The organism is Anaeromyxobacter oryzae (genome assembly GCF_023169945.1).
GTDB lineage: Bacteria > Myxococcota > Myxococcia > Myxococcales > Anaeromyxobacteraceae > Anaeromyxobacter > Anaeromyxobacter oryzae.
The window spans coordinates 5,823,629-5,840,396 of record NZ_AP025591.1 but is presented as its reverse complement, the minus strand read 5'-3'; the positions used below and the strand labels follow the sequence as shown (position 1 = coordinate 5,840,396).

Below are 16,768 nucleotides of genomic sequence, written 5' to 3'. Positions count from 1 at the left end.
ATGATCCGCGTGCTCGTCGTCGAGGACATGCCCACCGCCCGGCAGCTGGTCGTCGGCATCCTGTCCTCGGATCCGGAGATCGAGGTCGTCGGGCAGGCCGCCGACGGGACCGAGGCCGTCGAGGCCGTCCGGCGGCTCCGCCCGGACGCCATCACGATGGACGTGATGATGATGCCGATGGACGGCATCCAGGCGACGGGGCTCATCATGGCGGAGCGGCCGACGCCCATCGTGATCGTCACGTCGCTCGACGTGAACGAGGTGACGCTCTCGATGCGCGCGCTGGGGGCCGGCGCCCTCGCCGCCCTCCCGAAGCCGCGCGGCCCCGGGTCGCCCGCGTTCGCGGAGGACGCGCGGCGCCTCCTCACGACGGTCAAGGCGATGTCCCGCGTCGCGCTGCTCCGGCGCCCCGCCGCCGCCGCGCCCGCGACCGCCGTCCCGGCGCCTCGCTCCGGGCCGCGCGGGCGCGTCGTCGCGATCGCGGCCTCGACCGGGGGGCCCGCCGCGCTCCAGCGCGTCCTCGCGCGGCTCCCCGCCGCCTTCCCCGCGCCGATCCTCGTCGTCCAGCACATCGCGCTCGGGTTCGCCGAGGGCTTCGCGCGCTGGCTCGCGTCGGCGGGACCCCTGCCCGTCCGCGTGGCGACCGACGGCCAGCCCCTCGCCGCCGGGACCGTCTACGTCGCGCCGGACGACCGGCACCTCGGCGTGTCGAGCGACGGGGCGCGCATCGCGCTCTCGGATGCACCGCCGGTGAGCGGCTTCCGGCCCTCCGGCACGCACCTCTTCAAGTCGGTCGCGGCGGCGTTCGGAGTCGGCAGCGTGGGCGTCATCCTGTCGGGTATGGGGCGCGATGGCGTCGAGGGTCTGCGGCTCCTCCGGACCGCCGGTGGTCGGATCGTGGCCCAGGACGAGGCGTCCTCCGCGGTGCACGGCATGCCCGGCGCCGCGGTCGAGGCCGGGCTCGCGGACGCCGTGCTGCCGCCCGACGCGATCCCGGAGCGGCTCGTGCGGTGGGTCGGAGGGTGACCGCCCGGGTGCGACACGGGTTGTCATCGCCCCGCTCTCCGGCCTAGAGTCGAAGACCGCGCATGGCCGTCCCGCCCCTCCCTCCGGGCCAGGCGCCCACCCCCGCGACGCGACCGTCGCCCGACGAGGCGCTGCGCGCGCAGCTCGAGGAGACGCAGCGCCAGATCGCGTTCCTGTCGCACCTCACGGTGGCGCTCTTCGAGGACGCCCGCGGTCACCAGGCGACCCTCGGGCGCCTCGCGAAGCTCGTGGTGCCTCACCTCGCCGACTGGTGCCTCGTCGACCTCGTGCGAGAGGCGCACGCCGAGCGGATCGCCGCCGAGCACTGGAACCCCGACCTCGAGCCGCTCGCGCGCACGCTCCCGCGGACCTTCCCGCTCGCGCCCGGCGCTGCGGCGGGGGTCGCCGGCGCGGTCGCCACCGGCCGCTCGCAGCTCGTCGAGGCCGTCCCGCCGCCCGCACCCGGCGAGCCCGAGGATCTCGTCGCGCTGCGACGGCTCCGGCCGCGCTCGTACCTGATCCTGCCGCTCCGGGCCCGCGGGCGGACGCGCGCCGTGATGACGCTCGCGTTCGCGGAGTCGACCCGCCGTTACAGTCCGCCGGACCTCGCGCTCGCCGAGGACCTCGCCGCGCGCGCCGCCATGGCGCTCGAGAACGCGCTGCTGTTCGAGGAGGTCGAGCGTGCGGTGCAGGCGCGCGAGGACACCCTCTCGATCGTGTCCCACGACCTCAAGAACCCGATGGCGGCGATGCTGCTCGGCATCCAGCGGCTCGCGCGCCTCGTCGACGAGCCCAAGAAGGCGCAGGGCGAGGTGCTGCTCGGAAAGCTCGAGCGCACGCTTCGCGGCATGAACCGGCTCATCGACAGCCTCCTCGACCTGGCGCGGATCGAGGCGGGGCGGCTGCAGCTCCAGCGGCGCCCCGAGACGCCCCTGTCCGTCGTGGCGCGTGCGGTGGAGCCGCTCGAGGCGCTCGCGGCGGAGCATGGCCAGCGCCTCGAGGTGCTCGTCCCGGGGGACCTGCCGCCGGTCTCGTGGGACCCGGATCGCATCGTGCAGGTGATCGCGAACCTGGTCGGGAACGCGATGAAGTTCTCGCCGGACGGCGCCGGGATCCGGATCCGCGCGGAGCGCACGCCCGAGGGCCTGCGGTTCGCGGTGCAGGACGACGGACCCGGGATCGCCGCGGAGGTCGTCGAGCACCTGTTCGACCGCTACTGGCAACCGGCCGGAACCCAGAAGCGCGGCCACGGGCTCGGCCTGTTCATCGTGAAGGGCATCGTCGAGGCGCACGGCGGGCGCGTCTGGGTCGAGGCCGCGCCCGGCCGCGGCGCCACCTTCCTGTTCACGATCCCGACGCCGCCGCGGCCGTAGCGCAGCGGGGTGCGTCCCGCTGCGCCAGGCGCCGGCGCGCTAGGCTCCCCCCTCGATGCGCTGCCCCCACTCGTTTCTGACCCGCCGGTCAGTTTGCACTTGCAGCGCTCGCGCCGGGTCCGCTACGGTCGGCGCATGGCTCGTCCTCCGAACCCCGCCGCCCGCGAGGGCCTCCTGGACGCCGCGCGCACCGAGTTCGCGGCGCACGGCCTGGCCGGCGCGCGCGTCGAGGACATCGCGCGCCGCGCCGGCCTGTCGAAGGGCGCCTTCTACCTGCACTTCGACACGAAGGAGCAGGTGTTCGAGGCGCTCCTCCAGCGCTTCTTCGGCGCCATGGCGGACCAGGTCGCGCGCCGCCAGGACGCGGAGGAGCGCTTCGCGCTGGAGCACGCGGGAGAGCGCGGCGCGGAGCTCGTCGAGGAGCAGATCGAGTTCGAGTGCGACGTGGACGCGGAGATCATCGAGGCGCTCTGGCGCCACCGCTTCATGCTCGCGATCCTCGACTCGGGCGGGCCGCGGTACGCGGCGCTGCTCCAGGACTTCCGCCGCCAGATGCACGCGCTCACGACGCGCCGGATCGCCGACAAGCAGGCCGCGGGCCGGATGCGCGCCGACGTCGACCCGGCGGTGGTCGCCGACGTGATCGTCGGCACGTACGACGGCCTCGCCCGCCGCATGCTCGACATGGAGCGGAAGCCGGATCTCCTGGCCTGGACCCGGTCCTTCCTGCGCGTCGTCTACGAGGGGATGCGCGAGCCGGCGTCGCCCGCCCGCGCCGCGTCCACGCGTCGCGCCTCCGCCCGGACGGCATCTCCCGCGCGCCGGCGGCGCCCGCCCCGCCCTGCTCCCTGACCCGAGAGTCACGAAAGGATCCCGCGATGCCTCGGCTCCACCTCGCCGCCCTCGCCCTCCTCCTCGCGGCCTGCCAGCGCGGCGGGAGCGCGACTCCACCCGCCGCGAGCGCGCCGGCCCCAGGCGCCGCCGCGAAGACCTCCGGGCCCGCTCCGGCGCCCGCGCGGCTCGCCCTCCCCGAGCGCGTCCGCTTCGCGCCGAAGGTGACCGCCACCGGCACCCTCAGGGCGCGCCAGGCCTCGCCGCTCGCGTTCTCCGTCGCGGGCACGCTGCTGCGCGTCGCGGTGAAGCGCGGGCAGGAGGTGCGCGAGGGGGCGCTCCTGGCCGCGCTCGACGACGGTGCGGCCTCGGCCGCGCGGCGGCAGGCGGAGGCCGCGGTCGCGGCCGCGAAGGCGCAGCTCGCGCTCGCCGACGACGCGCACTCGCGCGTGGCGCGCCTGCGGCAGGAGGACGGCGCGTCGGAGGCGCAGGCGTTCCAGGCGCGGGCCCAGCGCGACCTGGCCGCCGCGCAGCTCGCGGCCGCCGAGGCGCAGCTCGAGCAGGCGCGCGTGAACCTCGCGCACCACGCGCTCGTCGCCCCGTTCCCCGGCGTCGTCACGAAGGTACCGGACGGGATCGGGATCGCCGTCGCGGCCGGCCTCCCCGTCGTGACGCTCGTGACCACCCGCGAGCTGGTCCTCGAGACGTCCCTCACGCAGGAGGAGGCCGTCGAGCTCCGGCCCGGCGCGAGGGCGATCGTCGCGGTCCCCGTGACCGGCGCGCGTGGCGACGCCACCGTCTCGGTCGTCGTCCCGGCGGTGGACGCGTCCACGAACCGCGTGCCGGTGGAGCTCTCGGTCCCGAACCCCGCGGGGCGCTTCCTCGCGAACGCGTTCGCGCGCGCCGAGCTCCCCCGCGGGGCCGAGCGCGACACGTGGCGCGTCCCGTCCGCAGCGCTCGTCCAGCGCGCCGGCGGGTACGCGGTGTGGGTCGCTGGACGGGACGGGAAGGCCAGGGGCCTCCCGGTGCGCCTGCTCGGAGAGGACGGCGATGCGGCGCTGGTCGCGCCGGACGACGGGAAGCCCTGGCCGCCCGACCTGCGCGTCGTCGAGAACCCGCCCCTCGGCATCGCCGAGGGCACGCCGCTGGCGGAGGTGCGCGGATGACGCTCTCCGACGTCGCGATCCGCCGGCCGGTCTTCACGGCCATGATGTCCGTCACCCTGCTCGTCCTCGGGGTGCTCGGGTACCTCCGCCTCGGCACCGACCTCTACCCGGACGTCACGTTCCCGTTCGTCACCATCAGCACCCTCTACCCCGGCGCCAGCCCCGAGGACATCGAGGAGACGGTGACGCGCCCGATCGAGGACGCGGTCTCGTCCATCGCCGGCATCGACAAGGTCTTCTCCTGGTCCCGGGAGGACGTGTCGATGGTGTTCATCCAGTTCAAGCTGTCGGTGCCGCTCGGCGAGGCGGTCCAGAACGCGCGGGACAAGGTGGGCGTCGCGCAGGGCCAGCTGCCGGTCGGGGCGCACGCGCCGGTGATCGCGCAGTACGACATCTCCGCCCAGCCGGTGATCGTGTTCTCCGCGGCGTCCGGCCAGGATCCCATCGCGCTGCGGGAGAAGATGGACGACCAGATCCGGCCGCGGCTCGAGCAGATCGAGGGCGTGGCGGCGGTGCGGATCGTGGGCGGCGCCGAGCCCGAGCTCTCGGTCGAGCTGTTCCGCGACCGCCTCCAGTCCCTCGGCCTCGGCCCCGACGCGGTGTTCAGGCGCGTCCAGGGCGAGCACCTCGACCTTCCCGGCGGCAAGTTCCCGACGGGCTCGACCGAGGTCGGGATCCGCGTCCGCGGCGAGTTCCAGGACGTGGACCAGCTCCGGCGCATGCCGGTCGCGGCCGGGCCGGACGGCTCGCTCGTCCGCCTCCAGGACGTCGCGCTCGTGCGCAAGGGCGCGAAGGAGGAGAAGACCGTCGTCCGGACCAACGGCGTCGAGGCCGTCGCGGTCGAGGTCGTGAAGCAGGCCGGCGCCAACTCCGCCCAGGTCGCGAACGCCGTGAAGCGGCTCCTGCCGCAGCTCGAGAAGGAGCAGGGCTTCCAGGCGCAGGTGCTCGTGGATCAGTCGACGACCATCGAGGCGAACGCCCACGAGGTCTGGCTCGCCATCTACTTCGGCGGCGCGATGGCGATCCTCATCATCCTGCTGTTCCTCCTGGACCTCCGCGGCACCTTCATCTCCGCGCTGGCGCTCCCGACCTCCGTCGTCGGGACGCTCTTCATGATGTACGCGATGGGCTTCTCCTTGAACCAGCTCACGCTCCTCGGCCTGTCGCTCGCCATCGGCCTCCTCATCGACGACGCGGTGGTCGTCCGCGAGAGCATCACGCGGCGGCTCGAGCGCGGGGAGTCGCCCGCCCAGGCCGCGAGCCGCGGCACCCAGGAGATCGCCCTCGCCGTGATGGCCACCACGTTCACGCTCGTCGCGGTGTTCGTGCCGGTCGCGTTCATGCAGGGCATCACCGGGCAGTTCTTCCGGCAGTTCGGCCTCACCATCACGGTCGCGGTGCTCATCTCGCTCTTCGTCGCCTTCACCCTCGACCCGATGCTGTCCGCGCGCCTCGCGAAGGCGCGGGTCCCGGGCGAGGAGCGCCACGCGTCCCGGCCGGTCGCCCGGATCCGCGCCGGGTTCGAGGCGATCGACCGGTTCTACGCGGGGACGCTCGCGTGGGTGCTGCGGCACCGCTGGATCACGTTCGGCGCGGCCGTCCTCCTGTTCGTGGGAACGCTGGCGCTCTTCCCCCGCCTCGGCTCCGAGTTCTCGCCGAAGGAGGACCGGAACCAGCTCATCGTGAACCTCGAGTACCCGCCGGGCACGAGCCTCGCGACCTCGTCCCGCCGCAGCGCGGCCCTGGAGGACCGCGTCCGCGCGCTCCCGGGCGTGACCGCGGTCTACTCGACGGTCGGCTACCAGGAGGACGCGCGCAGCATCCGCTGGCGCGTCAACCTCGTCGACAAGAACGCGCGTCCCGACGGCATCGACCGCTACAAGGACTGGATCCGCGAGATCCTCGCCATCGACGACCGGCTCGCGACGCGCGCCGTGTCCGATCCGCCGATGATGGAGGGGCTCGGGGACTGGCCGCCGATCCTGATGCACATCACCGGGCGGGACTTCGGGCAGCTCCGCAAGGAGGCGGACTTCATGGTCGCCGCCATGGCGGAGATCCCCGCGCTCACCGACGTCCAGCTCAAGGACTCCCCCGGCAAGCCCGAGCTGCACGTCGACGTCGACCGCGAGGAGGCCGCGCGCGCCGGCGTCCCGGCCGGCGCCATCGCGCTGCAGGTCCGGCTCGCGACGCAGGGCGAGGTCGCCGGAAAGCTGCGGGAGGGCCGCCGCGAGTCCGAGATCCGGGTGCGCCTCGCGGGCGAGGACCGGGAGTCCGCCGGCGCGATGGAGTCGATGTGGGTCGCGACGCCCAAGGGCCCGGTGGCCCTCGCCCAGGTCGCCCGCCTCGAGCGCTCCACCAGCCCCGCCGTGATCGAGCACGAGCGCCGCGAGCGGAAGATCTCGATCTGGGCGCAGATCGCCCCGGGCCACGACCTCGGGAGCGCCGTCGAGGCGCTCCACGCGAAGCTCGACGGGCACGCCCTGCCGGCGGGCTACGGGTACATCTGGGACGGGATGCAGAAGGAGCAGAAGGACTCGCAGGCCAACATGGGCCTCGCGCTGCTCATCGCGATCGTCTTCATCTTCATCGTGCTCGCGAGCCAGTTCGAGTCGCTCGTCCACCCGTTCACCATCATGCTCTCCCTGCCCCTGGCGCTCGTCGGCGCCGTGCTCGGGCTGTTCGTGACCGGCAAGTCCGTGAGCCTCGGCTCGCTCATCGGGATCATCCTGCTCATGGGGCTCGTGACGAAGAACGCGATCCTCCTCGTCGACGGCGCGCTCCAGCACCTCCGCGAGGGCGACGCGCCGGACGAGGCGATGCGCAAGGCCGGCCCGCGCCGGCTCCGCCCGATCCTCATGACGAGCGGCGCGATGGTGCTCGGCATGCTCCCGACCGCGCTCGGGCGCGGCATGGGGAGCGAGTTCCGCTCCCCGATGGCCATCGCGGTGATCGGCGGCGTGATCACCTCCACCATGCTGACGCTGTGGGTCGTGCCGGTCGTGTTCGTCTGGGTCGAGCGGGTCCGCGGGAAGCTGCGCCGCCGGCCGCGCGCGGTGCCGCTGGCGCCCGTCCCCGAGGAGCCGGCCGCACCGCCGCACGCGGCGGCGCGAGAAGCCGCAGGCGGCTGACCGCGATCCCGTCCCCGCGACCGCCATCCCCCTCCACCGCGCCCGCCCGTCCGTGCATGGCCGGGGGGCGTCCCTCGCCCGAGGTCGACCATGCCCGAACGCCGCGCCTTCTCCGTCGCCATCTTCTGCCGCAACGCAGGAGCGATCCTGCTGATCCGCCATCGCCGGCTCGGGACGTGGCTCCCGGTCGGCGGCGAGATCGAGGCTGGCGAGACGCCGCTCGAGGCCGCGCGCCGCGAGCTCCGCGAGGAGACGGGCCTCTCCGGAGGCTTCCCGGCCGGCCTCGGCGTGGACGGCACGCCCGCGGGCCTCATCGGCTACGAGGAGCACCTCGCCGGCTCGAAGGGGCTCCACCTGAACTTCGCCTTCGTGGCGGACGTCGCCACCCGCGAGCTCGTCGCGTGCGACGAGTGGGACGCCGCGCGCTGGGTCCGGCCCGAGGAGCTCGCGGGCCTCTCCTGCCCCGAGAACGTCCGGCAGCTCGCAGCGCTGGCGCTCGCCGCTCCTGCCGCATGACCTGGGAGGCCCTCGCGCTCGCGCTGTTCCTCCCCGTGCTGCCGGCGCCGAAGCGTCGGAGACGGCCGACGCCGGCGCCGCGTGGGCGCGCGGGCGCTTCGCGTTCGTCCGCGCCCGGCCCGGCGGCGTCGCGCCGGCGACGTGGCGCGGCGCCGTCCGGTGGACGGGCGCGCGGCGCGGCGGCCGTGTGAACGGCGCCGCCCCGCCGCGCGACCGGTGAGACGTCGACAGCGCCCGGGGCGAACGGCACGTCCCGCCCCGATCGTCGAGAACCGAGCCGCCGCGCCTGCACCGCGGGCGAGGAGAGGTCCGGGCGCCTTCTCACGGGGAAGGCGTCCGGGCCTCTCCGTCGAGGGTGCCCACCCGACGGCGGCGCGGCGAGCCGGGGCCCGTAACGCTCCACGGCGACGAGAGACGGAGTGCGGGATGCTTTCACGAAGCGAGAAGCCCTCCCCGCAAGGAGAAGAGATCATGCCCCGAACGAAGCTGCTGAGCCGCAAGACCCTGGCTGCCGCCGCCCTCCTGGCCGGCGTCGCCGTCGCGCCCGTCGCGCGCGCCACCACCCCCACGAGCACCGACGAGGCCCGCGGGTTCCCGCAGCTCTCGAAGATGAAGCCGATGGACGTCATGCACGCCATGGACAAGGAAGGGAAGGGGTACGTGACGCGCGAGGAGTTCATGAAGTTCCAGGAGGAGTTCTTCGAGCGGATGGACCGGAACCACGATGGCAAGGTCGACACCAACGAGTTCATGGGGAAGACGGGCTCGGGCGTCGCGAAGCAGTGAGACGCGCGCGAGAGGCGCGACTCGACCGGACCCGGCCGCCCCAGCGCGGCCGGGTCCTTTCGTGTCCGGCAGCGCGAGCGGGAGGGAGTGACGGAGCGTGACGACGTGGACCGCGCCGGCAACTCACGCGAAGCCGACGGGAGCGTCGGCGTCGAGGGGAGCGGCCCGGTCCGCGAGACCGAGCCGCTCCTCGAGCCACCGCGCCTGCCAGGCCCGCTCCGCCTCGAACGCGGCGAGCCCGTCCCCGACGGTCGAGGCGAGCGTCGCGACGATGTACGCGGCGGTGGCGGGCACGGCGACCGGGGCGCGCCCGGCCCGGAGCGCATAGCGCGCGGCGTCCGCCACGAGCAGCGCGGCGCGCGGCGCGGGCTCCGGTCCGCCGGGGGAGGCCGCGGCCACGATCGCCTCGAGCTCCGCGGCCCCGGCGAGCGCGTCGCGGAGCGCTGGCTCGAGATGCGGGAGCGCGAGGTCCCGGGCCCGCAGCGCGCAGGCGCGGGCGTACGCGCCGGCGGCGGCGCCGTCCCAGGCGGTCACGCGTCCGAGGAGGCGCCCGCGCGGGGCGACGACCTGGTATCGCCGCTCCTGCACCGGTTCCGTGAGCTCGACGGTCCACAGCTCCGCGCCGAGCCAGTGGGGCAGGTCCCGCAGGCGGCAGGCGTGGATCCAGACGTCGGAGCGCTCCGCCGGCGCGCCGACCCAGCCGCCGTCGGCGGGCCAGCGGAACCCGGTGAACGGCGCGATCCCGCCCTCCGCGAGGAACTTCCAGGCGATCACGGCCCCTCCCCGCCCGACTTCCACCCGCGGAACGCCGCGAGCAGCGCGTCGCGGCCCTCGGGCTCGAGCGTCTCCTCCGTCAGCCGGAGGAAGCCGGCGCTCCGGCGAACCTCGCGCATCTGGCGCAGGTACGTCTGGCACCAGTCGCAGTAGGCGAGGTGCAGCTCGACGCGGGTGCGCTCGTCGACCGGCAGCCTCGCCTCGACGTAGTCCGTGACGAGCTCGACGAGCTCCTGGCAGGCGAGGTCGGGGACGCCGAGCTTCATGACGGCCGCCCCTCCCGCCCGACCTTCTCCTCCACGAACGCGCGCACCTTCGAGCGGGCGCGGTGCAGCAACACGCGCTGGTTGCCCTCGGTGATCCCGAGGAGCGCGCACACCTCGTCCGCTTCCCACCCATCCACGTCGCGGAGCGACATCACCGTCCGCTGTGCCTCGGGCAGGGTCTCGAGCGCCGCGGCGACGAGCGCCGCGATCTCGCCCGACTCGACGCGGGCGTCGGGCCAGGGCTCGGGGGGCTCCGACCAGTGTCCGGCCCAGCGCTCGCTCTCGCCTCGGAAACGCTCCGCCGGCACCGCGGGCCCGTCCTCGTCGTCCACGCGCCCGAGCGCGGACATCGGCACGGAGCGCACCTCGCGGACCGCGCGCGACTTCGCGCAGTTCACGAGGATCCGGTAGATCCACGCCCGCAGGGAGCAGCGCCCCTCGAACTGGTGCAGCCCCTTCAGGACGCCGATCCAGGTCTCCTGGACGACCTCCTCGGCGACGCCCCTGCTGCGGACGAAGGTCGTCGCGAGCCGGACCATGGGGCCGTGATTCCGCGTCACCAGCGCGAGGAAGGCGGCCTCGTCGCCGGCGCGGAGCGCCGCCAGCTCGCGGGCCTCGGCCTCCGTCCCGACGTCCACCGCTCGCGACGCGCCCGGCTGCATCCGCGTCCCCCGGAGCGTCCGCACCGGCGAACGCGCACCCGATGTAGCCCGGGGCGGCCGACGTCACCGCGCCTCGATGGGGACGGGGCGGCTGGGCGCCGGAGCTCGCGTGCGGCCGCTCGGTCGGACCGCGGCGAGGGCCGCCATGCGCCGCCCTCACCGGAGCCGGTCGAGGAGGTGGTCCCCCACGCGGAGCGCGTTGGCCATCACCGTCAGCGCCGGGTTCACGGCGCCGGACGAAGGGAAGAAGCTGGCGTCGACGACGTACAGGTTGTCGAGCTCATGAGCCTTGCAGCTCGGGTCGAGAGCGCTCGTGGCGGGGTCGCGACCGAAGCGGATCGTGCCGTTCTGGTGCGCGACGCCCGCGAGCGGGATGCGCTGGCCGACGTAGAGCGACCGCGCGAAGAGGCCCCGGTGGCAGTCGCGCCCGTGGATCGGGCACGTCCGCTGCCGGCCCATCGACGCCTTCAGGCGGGCGGTGAGCTGCCGGTGGGCCTCCTCGTTGTTCGGGCGATAAGCGAGGACGACGTTGCCGTCACGGTCGAGCGTCACCCGGTTCTCCGGGTCCGGCAGGTCCTCGCTCGTGAGCCAGAAGTCGAGCGAGTGGCGGGCCATGAGCTCGAGGGTGAAGCCGGGTACGAGCGGCGGCGCGCCGCCTCGCAGCGTCACCGCGTCGAGCTTCCCGACGAACGACACGTGGCCCATCGGATGCGGGAACGCGTCGTCGCCGAGGTACCAGTCGTTCACCGAGAGCGTCTTCTGGAACACCGTCGGGTTCGGGCACCGCGAGATCGCCATCTGCACCGAGTTCACGTGGCCCATGTAGTGCCGGCCCACGACGCCGGACCCGTTCGCCAGGCCGGCCGGATGGCGGTCGCTCGCCGACCGCAGCAGCAGCGCGGCCGAGTTGATGGCACCCGCCGAGACGACCACGACGCTCGCGCTGTGCTCCTCGCGCTGGCCCTCCCGCTCGACGATCACCCTGGTGACCTCGCGGCCCGAGTGGCTGGTCTCGAGGCGCGTGACCTTCGCGTTCACGAGGAGCATGACGTTCGGGTACTCGAGCGCCGGGTCCACCGCGCACGTCTGCGCGTCGGACTTCCCGCCCACGAGGCAGGGATAGCCGTCGCAGGTGCCGCACCGGATGCAGCGGCTGGCGCGGCGGTTCCGCTCGTCGAGCATGATCCCGAGCGGCGTGTGGAACGGCCGGAGGCCCTGGTGCGCGAGATCCTCCGAGAGCTGCGCGAGGCGCGGCTCGTGGGAGACCGGGGGGTGCGGGTACGGCTCCGGCGACCCCGGATCCGTCGGGTCCTCCCCGCGCTGGCCGTGGACGTGGTAGAGCCGCTCCGCCTCGCGGTAGTAGGGCTCGAGATCGTCGTAGGAGATGGGCCACGCGGGCGACACGCCGCCGTGGTGCCGCAGCTCGCCGAAGTCCTCGCGCCGGAGCCGGAACAGCGCGGCGCCGTACATCTTGGTGTTCCCGCCGACTCCGTAGTTGGTGTGCGGGTGCAGCGCCTCGCCGTCCACGGTCCGCCAGGTCTCCCTCGCCTGATAGCGGCCCTCGAGGTTCACCGCGCGGGGGTCCCAGTTCTCCTTCTCGCGCGGGACGAAGTCCCCGCGCTCGAGGAGGAGGATGCGCTTGCCGGAGGGCGCGAGCCGGCGGGCGAGGGTGCCGCCGCCGGCGCCGGTCCCGATGATGATCACGTCGTGACGGTTGGTGGTGTCGGTCATGGCCACCTGTCTGTGTCGAACACGCGGGCGTTACGTGGGGCCGACCGACGCCGGCGCGGTGCCTCGCTCCGCGTGAGCCCCGACGTGAAGAGGCCGGGGACGCGGCGTGCGCGTCCCCGGCCCCGACCGCCAGGCTCGCAGAACGAGCCCCTCGCGCTACGACATGGCCCGGGTCGCCGACAGCGCGCCGACCGGAGCCGCGCTCCGGCTCGCCCTCGCCCGCGACGCGCGGAGCGCCTCGGCGGCGGTGGCGATGGATGCGCCGAGCAGGACCACGTCCTTCATCAGGAATGCACCCGCCGGGTGCTTCAGCGAGAACGCGCCCGGCGTCGAGAACAGGAACGAGAGCGTCGTGAGGAACGTCACGACCGCGGCGATCGACCCACCCGCGGACAGGGCCGGCGAGAGCCGGCGCGAGGCGATCGCGAGGCCGGTCGCGACCTCGAGGGTGCCGATGATGCCCGACGTGCCCTGGAGCCCGAACGCACCCAGCATCCAGGAGAGGAAGGGGCTGTGGGCGACGAGCGGCTCGATGGCCTGCGCCTCGAAGGCGAAGTACTTGGCGGTGCCGATGACGACGAGCAGGAACACGAGCCCGTAGCGCAGGACACCGATCCCGGTGTCCTCGAGCCGGGCGATGCGGACGTCCACCGGGTCGGTCGTGCGGCTGCGGCTCGTGTCGTTCTCCATGGAAGGCATGCGATCTCCTCGGATCAGGTGATGGCGGGGGTGATCCCGCTCCGACCAATCGGTGTCCCGCCGCCCGCTCTCGTTACGCGACCACCCCGGACGTCGCCGCGTAACGCTGCGCCCGCGACCGCGCTCTCCTCCCGCAGCGAAGGGGAGGACGTCATGGCGAGCGCGGTCCAGCAGGTCGGCTTCAGGCAGGCGGCGTTCCGCAGCCGCACGACGGGCGCGGTGATCGGCACCGGTCCCTGCCACGACATCACGCTCCTCCCCGGGGGCGCAGAGGCCGATCTCGACGAGTGGCAGGCCGGGTTCGTGGACGGGTCGGGACGCTTCCTCGACCGGCGCGAGGCGGCCGAGGCGCTCGGTCACGCGGGCCGGCTCGAGTCGCGGGCGTACTTCGCCGGCGACGCCCACCCGACCCTCGAGGCCGGGCACGTCGAGAGCTGGCGAGCGCAGCGGGCCGCGTGAACCGGGCCCGCGTGACGCCGCGCGAGGCGGCGTAACGGACCCCACCGCCGGACAGACTCCACGCGGCGAGCCGGCGCCTGGAGCGCGGCCACGCCGCCCGACGAGGAGAGCGAGATGGACTTCGACCGTGGTCGACATGGAGGCGGTCCACCCGTCCTTCGCGGAGGGCCTCCCGCCCCCATCTCGCGCGGCACCCGGTCGCTGGAAGGCTCCCGGCTCGGCGCCGCGCAGGCGACGCTGGTCCGCGATCCCGACGGTCACGCGCTCCTCCTGGCCCGGCCCTCGGCGGCGCGATGAGCGCCGCGCCGGCGAGCGATCTCGGCTGCCGCGAGCTCGTCGAGCTGGTCACCGCCTACCTCGAGGGTGCGCTCCGCCCTGCGGAGCGGCGCCGCCTGGAGCGACACCTCGCGGACTGCGAGGGGTGCCGCGCCTACCTCGCCCAGCTCCGGACCGTCCTGCGCGCCGCCGGCCGGCTGTCGGAGCGCTCCCTCCCCGCCGGCGCGCACGCACCGCTCCTGCGCGCCTTCCGCGCGTGGAAGGCGGACCGGGCTCGCTCGACGGGCTCCGAGCCGAGGAGGGGCGCGCAGCGGTCGGCGTCGAAGAGGACGCGCGGCGGAGGCGCGTAACGCCCGACCCCCTCTCGCGCACCAGCACCGGCGACGTCGCCCGGCCGGGCGCGCGCAAGGAGACACGGGGATGACGGCAGAGGAGCGGAGGCTGGAGGAGTCGCGGCGCCACGAGGCGCACTGGAAGCGCTGGGGCCCGTACCTGTCCGAGCGCGCCTGGGGAACGGTGCGTGAGGACTACTCGGAGCACGGTACGGCCTGGGACTACCTCCCGCACGACCACGCCCGCTCGCGCGCCTACCGCTGGAACGAGGACGGGATCGCCGGCGTCTCCGATCGCCACCAGCTCCTCTGCTTCGCCCTCGCGCTGTGGAACGGGAAGGACCCGATCCTGAAGGAGCGGATGTTCGGCCTCACCGGGAGCGAGGGCAACCACGGCGAGGACCCGAAGGAGCTGTACTACTACCTCGACTCGACGCCGACGCACTCCTACATGCGGATGCTCTACAAGTATCCGCAGCGCGCGTTCCCCTACGCCGAGCTGGTCGCCGAGAACCAGCGCCGCTCGCGCAAGGACCTCGAGTACGAGCTCTGGGACACCGGCGCGTTCGAGGGCGACCGGTACTTCGACGTGTTCGTCGAGTACGCGAAGGCGAGCCCGGACGACCTGCTCGTGCGCATCGAGGCGGTGAACCGTGGCCCCGACCCGGCGCCGCTCGAGCTCCTCCCCACCCTGTGGTTCCGGAACACCTGGAGCTGGAACGGCGAGCGGCAGCGCCCGTCCGTGCGCGCGGAGCCGGGGACGGCGCGGGTCCGGGCCCGGCACGCGGCGCTCGGGGAGTACGTCCTCCACTGCGAGGGCGCCCCCGAGCTGCTCTTCACGGAGAATGACACGAACGTGTCCCGGCTCTTCGGGGCGCCGAACGGCGTGCATCACGTGAAGGACGCGTTCCACGCGTACGTCGTGGACGGCCGCCGGGAGGCGGTGAACCCGGACCGGGTCGGGACCAAGTGCGCGGCGCGCTACCGCGCGCTCGTCCCGGCGGGCGGTGCCGCGGTGGTGAAGCTCCGGCTCCGCCGCGGGGGGCTCGACGACGGCTCCGAGGTCGGGCGCGACTTCGACGCGGTCCTCGCCGCGCGGCGGCGCGAGGCTGACGAGTTCTACGAGGCCGTCGCCCCTTCCGGCCTCTCCGCGGACGAGCGCCACGTCCTCCGCCAGTCGCTCGCGGGGATGCTCTGGTCGAAGCAGTTCTACCACTACGTGGTCCGCGACTGGCTCGCGGGCGATCCCGCGCAGCCCAAGCCCGCCGAGGCCCGCGCGCGCGGCCGGAACGCGGACTGGCCGCACCTCTACAACGCCGACGTCCTCTCCATGCCGGACAAGTGGGAGTACCCCTGGTTCGCGGCCTGGGATCTCGCCTTCCACTGCGTGCCCCTCGCGCTCGTCGATGCGGACTTTGCGAAGGAGCAGCTGCTCCTCCTCCTGCGCGAGTGGTACATGCACCCGAACGGCCAGATCCCGGCGTACGAATGGGCGTTCGGGGACGTGAACCCACCCGTCCTCGCCTGGGCGGCGCTGAAGGTCCACGACCTCGAGCGGCGGCGGACCGGTCGCGGCGATCGCGCCTTCCTGAAGCGCGTCTTCCACAAGCTGATGCTGAACTTCACCTGGTGGGTGAACCGCAAGGACGCGGAGGGGAAGAACGTCTTCCAGGGCGGGTTCCTCGGGCTCGACAACATCGGCGTGTTCGACCGGAGCGCGCCGCTGCCCACCGGCGGCCACCTCGAGCAGTCGGACGGCACGAGCTGGATGGCGATGTACAGCCTGAACCTGCTCTCGATCGCGCTCGAGCTCGCCTGCGAGGAGCCGGAGTACGAGGACGTGGCGTCCAAGTTCTGGGAGCACTTCGTCCACATCGCGCGGGCGATGAACACGATGGGGCTCTGGGACGAGGGGGATGGCTTCTACTACGACCTCCTCCACACGCCCGCCGGAGAGGAGATCCCGCTCCGCGTCCGCTCCCTGGTCGGGCTCATCCCGCTCTTCGCCGTCGAGAGCTTCCCCTCCGGTCTCCTCGAGAAGTTCCCGGCGTTCCTCCGCCGCCTGGAGTGGTTCATCGACCACCGGATGGATCTCACCGAGGGCGTCGCGTGCATGCGGACGCGCGGAGAGGAGGACCGGCGCCTCTTCTCCGTCGTCTCGCCGGACCGGCTCCGGAAGCTGCTCCGGGTCATGCTCGACGAGTCGGAGTTCCTCTCCGACTACGGGGTCCGCTCGGTCTCGGCGGTCCACCGGGACCGGCCCTTCGAGCTGCCGGTGGACGGGATGGTCCACCGCGTCCGGTACGAGCCGGCCGAGTCGTCGTCCGGCCTCTTCGGCGGGAACTCAAACTGGCGCGGGCCGATCTGGTTCCCGACCAACTTCCTGCTCATCGAGTCGCTCCGGAAGTTCCACCGCTACCTCGGCGACGGGTTCCGGGTCGAGCTGCCTGCGGGCTCGGGGAGGATGGCGACGCTCGGCGAGGTGGCGGACGAGCTCGCGAACCGCCTCTCGCGGATCTTCCTCCGCGACGCGCGGGGGCGCCGCCCCTGCTTCGGCGGGACGAGGCTCCTGCAGGAGGACCCGCACTTCCGGGATCACCTCCTCTTCCACGAGTACTTCCACGGCGACGACGGCGCGGGCATCGGCGCGAACCACCAGACCGGCTGGACCGGGCTCGTCGCGGCGCTCATCGCGAAGGCCGCGTAACGGCGGCGGGCGCCGCCGAGACCCACCGGCATC

Annotated in this window: 15 protein-coding genes; 10 read left to right on the top strand and 5 right to left on the bottom strand. The window is 73.9% G+C overall.

Annotated features, from left to right (window positions below):
• The 7 genes from cheB to AMOR_RS25530 all read left to right on the top strand — a co-directional run bounded on the left by cheB (position 1) and on the right by AMOR_RS25530 (position 8,829).
• A complete protein-coding gene (gene cheB, locus AMOR_RS25560; RefSeq protein ID WP_248355384.1) occupies positions 1-1,026 on the top strand; it encodes a chemotaxis-specific protein-glutamate methyltransferase CheB in 1,026 nt (341 codons plus the stop codon).
• 62 nt (positions 1,027-1,088) lie between these two features.
• Entirely contained in the window at positions 1,089-2,399 is a 1,311-nt protein-coding gene (locus AMOR_RS25555) for a GAF domain-containing sensor histidine kinase (protein WP_248355382.1), read from the top strand.
• A 135-nt stretch (positions 2,400-2,534) separates the two neighbouring features.
• Positions 2,535-3,251 carry a TetR/AcrR family transcriptional regulator gene (locus AMOR_RS25550; RefSeq protein ID WP_248355380.1) on the top strand — a complete coding sequence of 239 codons (717 nt, stop codon included), beginning with the start codon at positions 2,535-2,537 and terminating at the stop codon, positions 3,249-3,251.
• Positions 3,252-3,277: 26 nt separating this feature from the next.
• Positions 3,278-4,396 (top strand): efflux RND transporter periplasmic adaptor subunit, encoded by a 1,119-nt coding sequence (locus tag AMOR_RS25545; RefSeq protein WP_248355378.1) that lies wholly within the window; start codon positions 3,278-3,280, stop codon positions 4,394-4,396.
• Positions 4,393-7,527: an efflux RND transporter permease subunit gene (locus AMOR_RS25540; RefSeq protein WP_248355376.1), complete on the top strand. Its 3,135-nt coding sequence runs from the start codon at positions 4,393-4,395 to the stop codon at positions 7,525-7,527. Before AMOR_RS25545 ends, AMOR_RS25540 begins: the two co-directional genes overlap by 4 nt.
• A 90-nt stretch (positions 7,528-7,617) precedes the next feature.
• The gene (locus AMOR_RS25535) at positions 7,618-8,043 is read left to right on the top strand and encodes an NUDIX domain-containing protein (protein ID WP_248355374.1); all 426 of its coding nucleotides are present in this window, start codon (positions 7,618-7,620) and stop codon (positions 8,041-8,043) included.
• Positions 8,044-8,514: 471 nt separating this feature from the next.
• Positions 8,515-8,829, top strand: coding sequence for an EF-hand domain-containing protein (locus AMOR_RS25530; protein WP_248355373.1), 315 nt, complete (start codon positions 8,515-8,517; stop codon positions 8,827-8,829).
• A gap of 123 nt (positions 8,830-8,952) precedes the next feature.
• Here AMOR_RS25530 and AMOR_RS25525 read toward each other — a convergent pair whose 3' ends face one another.
• The 5 genes from AMOR_RS25525 to AMOR_RS25505 all read right to left on the bottom strand — a co-directional run bounded on the left by AMOR_RS25525 (position 8,953) and on the right by AMOR_RS25505 (position 12,961).
• Positions 8,953-9,603, bottom strand: coding sequence for a hypothetical protein (locus tag AMOR_RS25525; protein ID WP_248355372.1), 651 nt, complete (start codon positions 9,601-9,603; stop codon positions 8,953-8,955).
• Positions 9,600-9,869 carry an anti-sigma factor family protein gene (locus tag AMOR_RS25520; RefSeq protein ID WP_248355371.1) on the bottom strand — a complete coding sequence of 90 codons (270 nt, stop codon included), beginning with the start codon at positions 9,867-9,869 and terminating at the stop codon, positions 9,600-9,602. Before AMOR_RS25520 ends, AMOR_RS25525 begins: the two co-directional genes overlap by 4 nt.
• Entirely contained in the window at positions 9,866-10,531 is a 666-nt protein-coding gene (locus AMOR_RS25515; protein ID WP_248355369.1) for an RNA polymerase sigma factor, read from the bottom strand. The genes AMOR_RS25520 and AMOR_RS25515 overlap by 4 nt, the downstream gene beginning before the upstream one ends.
• 156 nt (positions 10,532-10,687) lie before the next feature.
• Positions 10,688-12,262 carry a GMC oxidoreductase gene (locus tag AMOR_RS25510; RefSeq protein WP_248355367.1) on the bottom strand — a complete coding sequence of 525 codons (1,575 nt, stop codon included), beginning with the start codon at positions 12,260-12,262 and terminating at the stop codon, positions 10,688-10,690.
• A gap of 156 nt (positions 12,263-12,418) precedes the next feature.
• Positions 12,419-12,961: a DUF417 family protein gene (locus tag AMOR_RS25505; protein ID WP_248355365.1), complete on the bottom strand. Its 543-nt coding sequence runs from the start codon at positions 12,959-12,961 to the stop codon at positions 12,419-12,421.
• Positions 12,962-13,114: 153 nt separating this feature from the next.
• Here AMOR_RS25505 and AMOR_RS25500 point away from each other — a divergent pair, with 153 nt between their 5' ends.
• The 3 genes from AMOR_RS25500 to AMOR_RS25490 all read left to right on the top strand — a co-directional run bounded on the left by AMOR_RS25500 (position 13,115) and on the right by AMOR_RS25490 (position 16,735).
• A complete protein-coding gene (locus AMOR_RS25500) occupies positions 13,115-13,420 on the top strand; it encodes a hypothetical protein (RefSeq protein WP_248355363.1) in 306 nt (101 codons plus the stop codon).
• 293 nt (positions 13,421-13,713) lie between these two features.
• A complete protein-coding gene (locus AMOR_RS25495) occupies positions 13,714-14,046 on the top strand; it encodes a zf-HC2 domain-containing protein (protein ID WP_248355362.1) in 333 nt (110 codons plus the stop codon).
• Positions 14,047-14,116: 70 nt separating this feature from the next.
• Entirely contained in the window at positions 14,117-16,735 is a 2,619-nt protein-coding gene (locus AMOR_RS25490; protein ID WP_248355361.1) for an MGH1-like glycoside hydrolase domain-containing protein, read from the top strand.
• The last annotated feature ends 33 nt before the right edge of the window (positions 16,736-16,768 follow it).